The 11,798-nt window shown below is 59.1% G+C and carries 12 protein-coding genes; 3 read left to right on the plus strand and 9 right to left on the minus strand.

All coding sequences use genetic code 11. The features are described 5' to 3' along the window. On the plus strand, positions 1-618 hold the full coding sequence (gene acpT, locus AC3WS9_RS20870; RefSeq protein ID WP_285149928.1) for a 4'-phosphopantetheinyl transferase AcpT: 618 nt from the start codon (positions 1-3) through the stop codon (positions 616-618). Here the strand turns inward: acpT and arnF are convergent. The 7 genes from arnF to arnB are packed head-to-tail and all read right to left on the minus strand — an operon-like array spanning position 566 to position 7,941. Continuing rightward, positions 566-955: a 4-amino-4-deoxy-L-arabinose-phosphoundecaprenol flippase subunit ArnF gene (gene arnF / locus AC3WS9_RS20875; RefSeq protein ID WP_492490173.1), complete on the minus strand. Its 390-nt coding sequence runs from the start codon at positions 953-955 to the stop codon at positions 566-568. The genes acpT and arnF overlap by 53 nt on opposite strands. After that, positions 952-1,290 carry a 4-amino-4-deoxy-L-arabinose-phosphoundecaprenol flippase subunit ArnE gene (gene arnE / locus AC3WS9_RS20880; protein WP_285155425.1) on the minus strand — a complete coding sequence of 113 codons (339 nt, stop codon included), beginning with the start codon at positions 1,288-1,290 and terminating at the stop codon, positions 952-954. The genes arnF and arnE overlap by 4 nt, the downstream gene beginning before the upstream one ends. Then, complete coding sequence (gene arnT / locus AC3WS9_RS20885; RefSeq protein ID WP_492490174.1) at positions 1,287-2,942, minus strand: lipid IV(A) 4-amino-4-deoxy-L-arabinosyltransferase; 1,656 nt, start codon at positions 2,940-2,942, stop codon at positions 1,287-1,289. Before arnT ends, arnE begins: the two co-directional genes overlap by 4 nt. Further along, positions 2,939-3,841: a 4-deoxy-4-formamido-L-arabinose-phosphoundecaprenol deformylase gene (gene arnD / locus AC3WS9_RS20890; protein ID WP_492490175.1), complete on the minus strand. Its 903-nt coding sequence runs from the start codon at positions 3,839-3,841 to the stop codon at positions 2,939-2,941. Before arnD ends, arnT begins: the two co-directional genes overlap by 4 nt. After that, positions 3,838-5,820, minus strand: a complete 1,983-nt coding sequence (gene arnA / locus AC3WS9_RS20895) for a bifunctional UDP-4-amino-4-deoxy-L-arabinose formyltransferase/UDP-glucuronic acid oxidase ArnA (protein ID WP_492490176.1) — start codon at positions 5,818-5,820, stop codon at positions 3,838-3,840. The genes arnD and arnA overlap by 4 nt, the downstream gene beginning before the upstream one ends. Next, positions 5,817-6,800, minus strand: coding sequence for an undecaprenyl-phosphate 4-deoxy-4-formamido-L-arabinose transferase (arnC, locus tag AC3WS9_RS20900; protein ID WP_492490352.1), 984 nt, complete (start codon positions 6,798-6,800; stop codon positions 5,817-5,819). The genes arnA and arnC overlap by 4 nt, the downstream gene beginning before the upstream one ends. Next, positions 6,793-7,941 (minus strand): UDP-4-amino-4-deoxy-L-arabinose aminotransferase, encoded by a 1,149-nt coding sequence (gene arnB / locus AC3WS9_RS20905; protein WP_492490177.1) that lies wholly within the window; start codon positions 7,939-7,941, stop codon positions 6,793-6,795. Before arnB ends, arnC begins: the two co-directional genes overlap by 8 nt. A gap of 513 nt (positions 7,942-8,454) precedes the next feature. On the opposite strand from arnB, the gene AC3WS9_RS20910 reads away from it, so the two are divergent. Continuing rightward, positions 8,455-9,249: an SDR family NAD(P)-dependent oxidoreductase gene (locus tag AC3WS9_RS20910; protein WP_492490178.1), complete on the plus strand. Its 795-nt coding sequence runs from the start codon at positions 8,455-8,457 to the stop codon at positions 9,247-9,249. Here the strand turns inward: AC3WS9_RS20910 and AC3WS9_RS20915 are convergent. Then, positions 9,246-9,773 (minus strand): C40 family peptidase, encoded by a 528-nt coding sequence (locus tag AC3WS9_RS20915; protein ID WP_285146103.1) that lies wholly within the window; start codon positions 9,771-9,773, stop codon positions 9,246-9,248. The genes AC3WS9_RS20910 and AC3WS9_RS20915 overlap by 4 nt on opposite strands. Before the next feature lie 240 nt (positions 9,774-10,013). On the opposite strand from AC3WS9_RS20915, the gene AC3WS9_RS20920 reads away from it, so the two are divergent. Then, entirely contained in the window at positions 10,014-10,673 is a 660-nt protein-coding gene (locus AC3WS9_RS20920) for an HAD family hydrolase (RefSeq protein ID WP_282493604.1), read from the plus strand. 79 nt (positions 10,674-10,752) lie between these two features. On the opposite strand, the gene AC3WS9_RS20925 is transcribed toward AC3WS9_RS20920, so the two are convergent. Continuing rightward, positions 10,753-11,778 (minus strand): TerC/Alx family metal homeostasis membrane protein, encoded by a 1,026-nt coding sequence (locus AC3WS9_RS20925; RefSeq protein ID WP_285149921.1) that lies wholly within the window; start codon positions 11,776-11,778, stop codon positions 10,753-10,755. Positions 11,779-11,798 lie beyond the last annotated feature (20 nt).

Raw genomic sequence — 11,798 nt, forward strand, 5'->3', positions numbered from 1 at the left:
ATGTACCAGTTTGTACTGGGAAAAATTTCGACTCTTAACGCTGATCCTTATGCTTCAGCGCTGGCAGATATGGCGCCGCCGGGCGCCCGACGTGCCCGCTGGCTGGCGGGACGGACGCTGCTCACCCGCGTGTTATCCCCCGCGCCGCTGCCGGAAATCGTCTTTGGTGAACAGGGGAAACCCGCGTTTGTGGACGACCGTCCCCTGTGGTTCAACCTGAGCCATAGCGGGGATGATATTGCGCTGCTGCTGAGCGATGAAGGCGAAGTGGGTTGCGATATCGAAGTCATTCGCCCGCGCGATAACTGGCAGGCGCTGGCCAACGCCGTGTTTAGCGTGGCCGAGCATGATGAGCTGGAGCGTGAGCCACCGGCGGAAAAACTGTCGGCATTCTGGCGCATCTGGACGCGCAAAGAGGCCATCGTCAAACAGCGCGGCGGCAGTGCCTGGCAGATTGTCAGCATCGACAGCGCGGCAAAGCAGCCGCACTCCGTGAGCCAGCTTCAGTTCGGCTCCCTGAGTCTGGCGGTCTGTACGCCAACGCCTTTTAATCTGACCGCTGAGTCTATTTCGCCTTTTGAACCGCTGGCCGAAAAATCACCAGCACCCCAGCGATAATCAAACCGACGCCCGTCAGCCCGGCCCAGGAAAACGACTCATTCCAGCCGGATAGCACGATAGCGGCAATCCACACCAGAATGTAACTCAGGCTGAGCAACGCATAGGCCTGGCTCAGCGCCATGCGGTGCAGCGCCAGATACCAGCAGCCCATCGACGCGATATACCCACTCAGTCCCAGCAGCAATATGCCGCTGCCGGGGGCAAAGTGTAGCAACGCGCTAAGCAACGTGAGTGGTTCAGCGACCGGCGGCAAAGAGACCATCGCCGAGCGCAGCAGGAGTTGCGCCCCGCTCACCAGCACCACGCTGCACAGCGCCCAGAATGTCCCTTTCACAGGCTACCTCCCAGCAGCACAATACCGGCCATGATCAGCCCCACGCCCAGCCAGTGATGAAGCGCGACCTTCTCGCGCCAGAATGCTTTTGCCGCCAGCGTCACCCAGACAAAATTCAGGCTCAGCATAGGATAAGCAATCCCCACCGGCACGCGCTGGAGCACCATCAGCCACAGCACCATGCCGAGGCCCAGCGCCAGCAGCGCCAGGCCAAGCCAGAAGATGATATGCCTGCCGCGCCCGCCGTTTTTTGCCGGGCGCGTGGCCTGTTTCTGGCACAGCTGGCCCGCGCAGCTCAGCAGGCTTGCCAGTCCCAGCCAGATCCAGACCGTCATTGCGGGAGATACTGCAGGTAGGCCAGACGTCCCTGAATGTAGAGACTGTCGGGTTTCGGCAGATCGGCGCGCGCGAGGTCATCGTTTTTCGACAGCAGGATCACCAGCGAGATTTTCCCCTGCGCGCGATGCTCCGCCAGCCAGCTGCGGAACTCGTCTCTGCCCACGTAACGCCCTTGCACATCCGGATAATCCAGGCCGTATTTCAGCTCGCCGCTCTGACCAAACATGATGATATCGCTGCGTTTCAGATCCCACGCCAGCCCGGAGGCAACCCCGACGTTGTTCGCCAGCACGAAGCGGCTCTCCGTCAGCGGCTGTCGCACGGTATCCACCAGCGACTGCGGCTGTTTGGAATCCACCACCCGATTCGGCACGGCGAACCCAAGCAGCAGACCCAGCCCCAGCGGACAGAGCGCCGCCAGCCACCAGCGCTGCTCCGCCCGGCGTAACGTCCACCAGCCGACCAGCGCCCAGACCAGAAACGCCACCACCGCGCAGAAGACTTTGTACAGCTCGACGGAGGTCCAGACCGGATGTTTGGTCGGTCCCCAGGGCGAGACGACAAGCGCCGCGACGACGCCCAGCACGCCAAACGCCAGGTTGATGATCGCGTTGACCCGCAGGACTTTCACGCCGTTTCCGATAAGCCCACAGGCGTAGCGCGCCATCAGCATCGCCAGGGGGGCGAAGCACGGCAGAATGTAGGTCGGCAGTTTGCCTTTCGCGATGCTGAAAAATAGCAGCGGCATCACCACCCAGCCTAACAAATAGAACCCGCCGCGCGCCTCTTTCACATCGCGCCAGCCGAGGCGCAGTGCGCCAGGGAGCAGCGCCAGCCAGGGTAAACTTCCCGCCATCAGGAACGGAATGTAGTACCAGAACGGGGCTTTGTGCTGGGCATCGCTGCTGGCAAAGCGCTGGACATGCTCGACCCAGAAGAAGTAGCGCCAGAAATCCGGCTCGCGATGGGCAATCGCCAGCGCCCACGGCAGGACGATCAGCACGCAGCTCAGCACCGCCAGCCAGCCGTACAACAGCACTTCTTTCCAGCGTTTCTGTACAATCACCCACGGCAGTACCGCAACGACCGGCACCGCCAGCGCCAGAAAGCCTTTGGTCATGACGCCCATCCCGCAGGCCAGTCCCAGCAGCAGGTAGCCGCCGATTTTGCCCGCGCGGGTGTTCGCCTGCGCCGCAATCCAGAAGCTACACATCGCGGCGACCAGCCAGAGGGTGATCATCGGGTCGAGCACGGCGTAAGTGCCGACGCCGTAGACCAGCAGCAACGTCAGAAAGATCACGCCCGAGGTCAGCGCCACGCGCTTATCGCGCCAGATCTGCCAGGCCAGCCAGATGACCAGCAGCGCGGTCAGCCCGGTGGAGAAAATCGCCCCGGCGCGCACGGCAAAGTTCGAGTCGCCAAACAGCATCTGGCCGAGACTGTTAATCCAGTACCCGGCAATCGGTTTTTCAAAATATCTCAGCCCAAGGAAATGCGGCACCACCCAGTTTCCTGTGGCCAGCATTTCCCGGCTGATCTCCGCATAGCGCGTTTCATCCGGCTGCCAGAGCAGGCGGATATCGACGGGCAGCAGATAGTAAAGCGCAAACAGAACGAAAAGAGCGACACCAAAACGCGCAGATTTCATGGAGCTGGGCTCACGGTTTGTTGATAGCCAAGCCAGCCTTCACGGCCAGCCATTTCATCACGAACAATTTTGCCGACGGGTAAGGTGCTGAGATCGTCGGGCAACAGCTCGCTTAACGGGCAAAACTGAATGCCTTCCTGCGCGGCCAGCTGCAGCAGCGCGGCGAAGTCCTGCTGATACGCAATCCCCTCCACTTCGGCGTGGATGGTGTAGACCGGCGTGCCGGCATCGCGGTGGATGCAGTCGAGAATATAGCGGTTAAAATTCTCCGCCGTCACTTCCCGCCCGACCACTTCATCCCAGGTCGGGAGCGTGACCGGGATTTGCACGGTACCGAACCGCGATTCGCCGAGCTGCGGCAGAAATGGCCCGCTGCCGCGACAGTCGCTGTTATAGCGAAATTTAAACGGCTCTTTGGCGCGAACGACGCGCTGATCCGCGCGCCAGCCCGCCACCGCCGAGCAGTGGACCGGCTTGCCGAGGATCGCCTCCAGCTCCATCAGACCGCGTTCGACTTCACGGGTCAGACGGGGGATTTTCCACACCCCGCTCCAGGCCTGCCAGGCGTGATGATCCCAGGCGTGCAGCCCGACTTCATGACTCATGGCCGCGGCGCGGATCACCTCTTCGTTCCCCGCGCCAATGCGTTTTCCAGGCCAGGCGGTGCCTGCCAGCAGGATATCCCAGCCGTAGAGGGAGGCCGCGCGCGAGCGCAGCATTTTCATCAGAAAGGTCGGTTTAAACAGGCGCCACAGGTGGCGCCCCATGTTGTCAGGCCCGACGCTGAAGAAAAAGCTGGCGCGCACCTGGTGCTCGCTCAGCAGTTCCAGCAGGCGCGGCACGCCGTCGCGGGTGCCACGAAAGGTATCGACATCAATGCGTAAACCGACTTTTTTCATGATGCCTGTTCCGTCAGCTCCACGGTGCGCAGGAAGAAATCGAGCGTTTCGTCGATGGTCTGAACCATATCCACCGTCGGCGTCCAGTTCAGGCAGCGTTTCGCATTGCGGATGCTCGGTTTGCGGTGCTCAACGTCCTGATACCCTTTGCCATAATAGCTGCTGCTTTCCACTTCGCGGAAACCGGCGAACGGCGGGAAGCGGTCACGCAGCGGATGGCGCTCGAAGCTTTCCAGCAGCATTTCGGCCAGCTCGCGGATGCTCGCTTCGTTCTCCGGGTTGCCGATGTTGATGATCTCCCCGTCGCAGCGCCCGTCTTTGTTCTCGATGATGCGGAACAGGGCTTCGATGCCGTCGCTGATATCGGTGAAGCAGCGTTTCTGTTTGCCGCCCTCGATCAGCTTAATCGGCGAGCCTTCCACCAGATTGAGGATCAGCTGGGTGATGGCACGCGAGCTGCCAATGCGCGCCGCGTTCAGGTTATCGAGGCGCGGCCCCATCCAGTTAAACGGACGGAACAGGGTGAAGCGCAGATTCTCTTTTTCGCCGTAGGCCCAGATCACGCGGTCCAGCAGCTGTTTCGATACGGAGTAAATCCAGCGTTGTTTGTTGATCGGCCCGACGACCAGGTTCGAGGTGTCTTCGTCGAACACTTTGTCGGTGCACATGCCATACACTTCCGAGGTGGACGGGAAGATGATGCGCTTGTTGTACTTCACGCAGTCGCGGATGATTTTCAGGTTCTCTTCGAAATCGAGCTCGAACACGCGCAGCGGATTACGGGTGTATTCGATTGGCGTGGCGATGGCCACCAGCGGCAGTACCACGTCGCATTTCTTGATGTGGTATTCGATCCACTCGGAGTGGATGCTGATGTCCCCTTCCACGAAATGGAAGCGCGGGCAGTCGAGGAAACGGCTGATCGCATCCGAACCAATATCAAGGCCATAGATTTCGTAGTTGTCGTCTTTCAGCAAACGTTCGGTCAGGTGGTTACCGATAAAGCCGTTCACGCCGAGGATCAGCACGCGGGTGCGGCGTTTCAGGGCCACAAACGGGGCGCTGGTGACCAGTGCACCGTTCACCAGGCCTAAGGACTGCGCCAGCTGCGTGCCCGGCATATAGACGCCGTTTTCCGTCTGTCCGGTGACAATCTCCAGCGCCTGTTCGCCGCAAGCGATCACCAGCGGGGAAGCGGAAATAACGGTGCCCGGTTTCGCCGCCGGAATGTCCGTGCGCACGCGGGATTTCCAGACGATAAATTTACTCGCCCCGACGTAAGCCACCGCACCCGGCCACGGATCGGTCACCGCGCGCACCAGGTTGTGCAGTTGCACCGCCGGTCTGGTCCAGTCGAGACGCCCGTCTTCAGGAGTGCGACGGCCAAAACAGGTGGCTTCGCTGTGATTCTGTTCGGTCTCTTTGATCGTGCCCTCACGCAGGGCTGGCAGGGCGTCGCGCAGTAATGTCTGCGCCGCGGCACACAGCTTGTGATGCAGGGTCAGGGCGGTGTCATCCGCTTCAATACCGACCCGCTGCTGGGCGGCGATCGCCCCGGCATCCGCGCTTTTCACCATGCGGTGCAGCGTCACGCCGGTTTCCGTTTCGCCGTTCACCAGCACCCAGTTCAGCGGCGCGCGACCGCGGTATTTTGGCAGCAGGGAACCGTGAAGGTTGTACGCCCCGGCGGTCGCAGCGCTGAGGATCTCATCGCACAGCAGGTTGCGGTAGTAGAACGAGAAAATCACATCGGGCGCGAGTTTCTGGATGCGGTCCACCCACAGCGGATGGTTCACGTCATCGGGTGCGTACACCGGGATTTCACGCTCAGCGGCGATACGCGCCACGGAGCTAAAGAAGTGGTTCTCGCCCGCGGTATCCGGGTGAGTGAAAATAGCGGCGATGTCATAACCCGCTTCCAGAAGGGCTAACGTGCCCGTACATCCCATATCGTGATAGGCAAAAACTACGGCTTTCATGGGTGATTTCCTTCCTGAGAGGATTTGTGTTCCTGACGGACAACACGTTGAATAAAGTAGCGCGGACGTGCGCGGACATCGTTGTAGATACGGCCGATGTACTCACCGAGTAACCCCATGCCGACAAACTGGGCGCCGATAAACATGAACAGCACGGCGAAGAGCATGAAGACCCCTTCCGCCGCCCACTGCGGGCCATAGGCCAGACGCAGGACCACCAGCAGCACAGAGAGCGCAAAGCCCATCAGGGCAATAATGCTGCCAAAGACACTGAGCAGACGCAGCGGCGTGGTGGTCAGGCAGGTGATCAGGTCGTACATCAGGTTGATCAGGCGCATAAAGCTGTATTTGGATTCCCCGTGCTCGCGCTCGGCGTGCAGCACCGGGATCTCCGTGGCCTTACGCGCAAAGGTATTGGCGAGAATCGGAATGAAGGTGCTGCGTTCGTGGCAGTGCAGCATCGCGTCGACGATGTGCCGACGGTAGGCGCGCAGCATGCAGCCGTAATCGCCCATCGCCTTGCCGGTGGTGCGCTGGATCAGGCGGTTGATGGTGCGCGAGGCCAGCTTGCGGAACACGCTGTCCTGGCGGTTCTGACGCACGGTGCCGACCACGTCATAACCTTCGTCGGCGGTCGCGACCAGGCGCGGGATCTCCTCCGGCGGGTTCTGCAGATCGGCGTCGAGGGTGATGATCAGATCGCCCGTCACGTGGCTGAACCCGGCCATGATTGCCGAGTGCTGCCCGTAGTTGCGGTTCAGCAGCACGGCGACGATGTGGCTGCCGTCAAGCTCAGCGGCTTCGGTGAGCATCATCGCGGAGTCGTCGCTGCTGCCGTCGTCCACCAGCAGAATTTCATACTCCTTGCCCATGGTGTCGCAGGCGGCGATGGTGCGGCGAATCAGCTCCGGCAGGCTCTCCTGCTCGTTATAAACCGGGATCACCACCGAGACTTTTTTCACAGGCGGCAGACTAAACATGTCCATGTCCTGCAAGCTGATGGAGCGCGGTAATGACGCGGGTTGTGTCGTCATGGGTCATATCCGGGAAAAGAGGGAGTGAACAGATGCGTGCGCTGTTCCATTCGGTGTTCGGCAAGGACACGTCCGGGAACCGCTCGCGGTAATATTTTTGCGTGTGGGCCGCGCGGAAATGCAGGCCAGTGCCGATGCCCTGGGCTTTCAGGGCTTCCATCAGCGCGTCGCGGGTAATGCCGCACGCCGCTTCGTCCACGCGAATGATGAACAGATGCCAGGCATGCAGATGCGGCCAGGCCGGTACGCTCAGGGGCTTGAACGGCGTGTCGGCAAGTTCCAGCAGATAGCGGCTGGCAATCTCCGCGCGGCGGCGGTTGGCATTGCCCAGCTTGCCGAGTTGCACCAGGGCCAGCGCGGCGTTGATATCAGCGAGGTTGTATTTAAAACCGGGGGAGATCACTTCGGCCTGCGGCGCGCGACCGAGCGTCTGGCGGTCGAATGCATCCACGCCGAGACCGTGGAATTTGAGGCTGCGAATACGCTGCGCCAGCTGTTCATCGTCCGTCACCACGAGCCCGCCTTCTGCGCAGGTCATGTTTTTGATGGCGTGGAAGGAGAAAATCGCCGTTCCCTGCCAGCCGACGTGACGGCCTTTGTAATACGTCCCGGCGGCGTGGGCGGCGTCTTCGATCACCGGAATGCCGTGGCGTTCACCGATGGCGCGAATGGCGTCGATATCCACCGGCGCCCCGGCGTAATGCACCGGGATAATGGCTTTGGTGCGCGGCGTGATGGCCGCTTCGACAGCCTCCGGCGTGACCATCAGGTTATCGCGATCGACGTCGATCATCACTGGCGTGGCATTCAGCAGCACGATCATATTCAGCGTTGACACCCAGGTCAGGGACGGGGTGATCACTTCATCCCCAGGACCGATGCCCAGCGCCATCAGGGTGACGTGCATTCCGCCCGTGGCTGAACTGACGGCAATCGCGTGGCGGTTTCCCGTCAGGGTACAGAATGCCTCTTCCAGCGCCTGATTCTTCGGCCCGGTGGTGATCCAGCCAGACGCCAGAACGTCCTGCAGAGCGGCAATTTCTTCCGCGCCCATCGACGGGCGTGAAAAAGGCAGAAAATCACTCATTATTAATTTCCTTGCGATATTATTCTTAACGGTCGTCACGGCAGTTCACCGAATAGTGCGGGATGCTTTTTAAATAAAGACGAAATAAAATCTAGTCATAGCGTCATTAATGTCAACAATGCCTCAATAACGCCAAAGTAATCTTCTTTTCTTAGGAAAGAATTAAGAGACGGAGAGCGAAAACATATCGACATGAAAAGACATCGATAAAAAACCATAAGTAACAGTAGCTTAATAAATGCCTGCGCATAATAAATTTGTGTGACAATGCTCACGTCATGTTAAGAATATATTTCAGTCGCCCACCGGATAAAAGTAAACGAACGTTTAACAGATCTAAAAAACCTTGTTTTCGTTTAAATAAATGCGAAGTGAGTCGGAACTTTTCATTCTCGACGATTGTCGTTTTTATTTAATATTACCGGTTAAAAGCAAGAATAGATGAGGCCATCGAAGGGCCCGTGAACTGCTACGCTTTAGGGTCTGAACTTTACTCATCATAAGGAACAGCCTATGAAAATCGATCTGACGGGAAAAGTCGCACTGGTCACGGCGTCTACCGGCGGCATTGGGCTCGCCATTGCGCGCGGGCTGGCGGAAAGCGGTGCAGAAGTGATCATCAACGGGCGCAGCGCGGAGTCGGTGAATAACGGCATTCAGCAGCTCCAGCAGGCGGTGCCTGGCGCACAGGTGCGGGCGACCATCGCCGATCTCAGCTCGCCCGAGGGCGTGGAGTCGGTGCTGAAAGTGGCATCGAACGTCGACATCCTGGTGAACAACGCCGGGATTTACGGGCCGGAGGATTTCTACGCCACCGACGATGACACCTGGGATCGTTACTGGCAGACCAACGTGATGTCCGGCGTGCGCCTGTCGCGCGCCCTGCTGCCGGGGATGGTGCAAAAAGGCTGGGGTCGGGTGGTGTTTATCTCGTCTGAATCGGCATGCAATATTCCAGCGGACATGATCCACTACGGCGTGACGAAGACGGCCCAGCTGTCGCTGGCGCGCGGTCTGGCGAAATTTGTGGCGGGCAGCGGCGTGACCGTGAACAGCGTCCTGCCGGGGCCGACGATGTCGGACGGATTCGCGGCGATGATGAAAGATGAGATGGATAAAACCGGGAAATCGCTCGAACAGCTGGCGAAAGAGTTTGTCATGGCCAACCGCCCGACGTCGGTGATTCAGCGCGCATCGACCGTGGAAGAGGTCGCCAATATGGTGGTGTATGTCTGTTCAACGCAGGCCTCCGCCACCTCCGGCGCGGCATTGCGCGTGGACGGTGGCGTGGTCGACGACATTATTTAGGCATTGCTGCCCGTCACCCGGCGGGCGGTAATGAAGTGCGAATGCCAGTAGTTGTTCGCCAGCGTCGAGACCGTCACGCCCTGACTGGTTGAGGCGTGAATAAACTGATGGTCGCCAATATACACGCCGACATGGCGGCGGTGCGGCCCGGTCTGGAAGAAGATCAGATCACCCGCTTTGAGGCGGTATTCCGCCACCTGAACGCCACGGTTGATCTGTTCTCCCGTTGTACGCGGCAGCGACAGATCGGCAGCCTCGCTGAACAGATGTTGCATCAGGGCTGAGCAATCCACGCCGCGGTGCGAGGTGCCTCCCCAGACGTAATGCGTCCCTTTCCATTGTTGATACTGCGCCAGGATGCGGCCCCGCAGCTGGCCCGGTTCCTGATGCTCCAGCGACGTTTTTGCCGGTGAGAGCGACAGCTGATGCTGATGCGATAACATGGATGCAGGCAGTTCAAAACTGAATGCGGAAAACGAAGCAAAACTTAACAAGAGGGTTGAAAAAAGCAGTCTAAAGGTCATATCAATTCTAAGCTGTGAGTGAGTTTTTCCTTACCGGTGAGGGGGCAATGGTCCCTCGAATAGGCTTTCGATGCGGTGATAATATAGACAGCTCACTTTTCATCCAATCACTGGTTGGTCCAAAAACGGACATTCCAGCCGGGTCGCAACTTTGTGAAAAAAAAGCACGTGATTGAGGGACTGGAAAGGTAAAGCAGGTAAACTAATGACCAGAATGTGTATTTCAGCTAAGACATCTTTATGACCAATATGATCGCCGATGAGGCAGTGGCAAAATCCCGGGTGCTCTCCGTTTTTGACTTTGACGGGACGTTGACGCACCACGACAGCTTTATCCCCTTTCTGCGATTTGCCTTTGGTAAACGTTATTTTGCCGGACGACTGGTGCGCATGGCGCTGCCGACCCTCCACTGCGTGCGCCGCAAACTGACGCGCGATGAGCTGAAAGAGGTGCTGGTGAAGACCTTCCTGACTGGCGTAGACGAGCACTGGCTGCGCGAGCAGGCGGAGCTGTTTTGTGAGAAATACTGGAACAAGCTGATGCGCCCGGCGGGCGTGATGGCGGTGGCGGCGGAAGTGAATTCCGGTGCGGAGGTGACGATCTGTTCAGCCTCTCCGGCGCTGGTCCTGCAGCCGTGGGCCGATAAGCTCGGTATTAAACTGATTGGTACGCAGCTGGAAGTGGTGGACGGTAAACTGACGGGCCGGATCACCGGGCATAACTGCCGCTGTGCGCAGAAGGTCGCGAGACTGGAGCGGGTGTATGGTGATTTGAACGATTACCACCTGCGCGCCTGGGGTGATACGCGCGGCGACCATGAGTTGCTGGCCGCAGCGCAGGATCCACACTGGCGGCATTTCCATCCGCCAAGAGCGCGGCGTCATTCGCCGATTAAGTAGTCGGTATCGCCGGGTGGCGGCTCCGCCTTACCCGGCCTACAACACTCGTAGGCCCGTGCAAGCGAAGCGCCGCCGGGCATCAGGCCGCACGTTTCCCAGGGAACACCACACTCGCAATAATCCCCAACGCCAGCACACCCAACACCACAAACAGGCTCATGTTCGCGGAGATGTTATACCCGTGATGCCAGAAGTGGTCGGTGGCATTCAGCCCCAGCTTAAACGCCACGAAGAACAGCAGCAGCACCACGGATTTCTCCAGATGGACCAGATACTGTTTCATCGCTTCCAGCACGAAGTAGAGCGTACGTAAGCCGAGGATCGCGAACATCATCGCGCTGTAAATGATCAGCGGCTCACGGCTGACGGCGATAATCGCGGGCACCGAATCGAAAGCAAACATCACGTCCGACAGCTCCACCACCGCCACGCACAGCAGCAGCGGCGTCGCGTAGCGCTTCGCTTTCTTCACGCGGCCCACCATCACATCCTGGTTTTCCGGTTTTTCCAGCTCGGCATCCACCTCTTTCTGGGTCAGCAAAAACTTGTTGCTGCTGATCTTCGGCCACACCGGATAGAAGCGTTTCACCAGGCGATACGCCAGATGGTGGGAATAGTCCTCGACCTCGTCGCTCTCTTCATTACGACGCAGCATCATCAGCGCGGTCCAGCCGACCACCAGCGCAAAAACCACTTCCACATACGGGCCCAGACTCAGCAGGCTGGTGCCGATCGCCACGAAAATCCCGCGGAACACAATTGCCCCCAGCACACCCCAGTAGAGCACGCGGTGACGATATTTATCCGGCACGCCGAACCAGGCGAAAATCGCCATCATCACGAACAGGTTATCGACCGACAGCACCTCTTCCAGCGCATAGCCGGTGAGGAACAGGCTCGCCATTTCGGCGCCATGGTGAACGTACAGGAACCCGGCAAACGCCATCGCCAGCATGACCCAGAAAATGGACCACATCACGGCGCTTTTCAGCGAGACAGGTTTGTCGTGACGATGCATGAAGAGATCGATAAACATCGCCCCCACCGCCATCACCACAAATACAACGACGGTTTCCGTCGGGAAACCGAGATGAGCAGATGCCATTACACAACCCTTTTGATTAC

The sequence above is a fragment of the Lelliottia sp. EB106-05-01-XG201 genome (assembly GCF_058791735.1).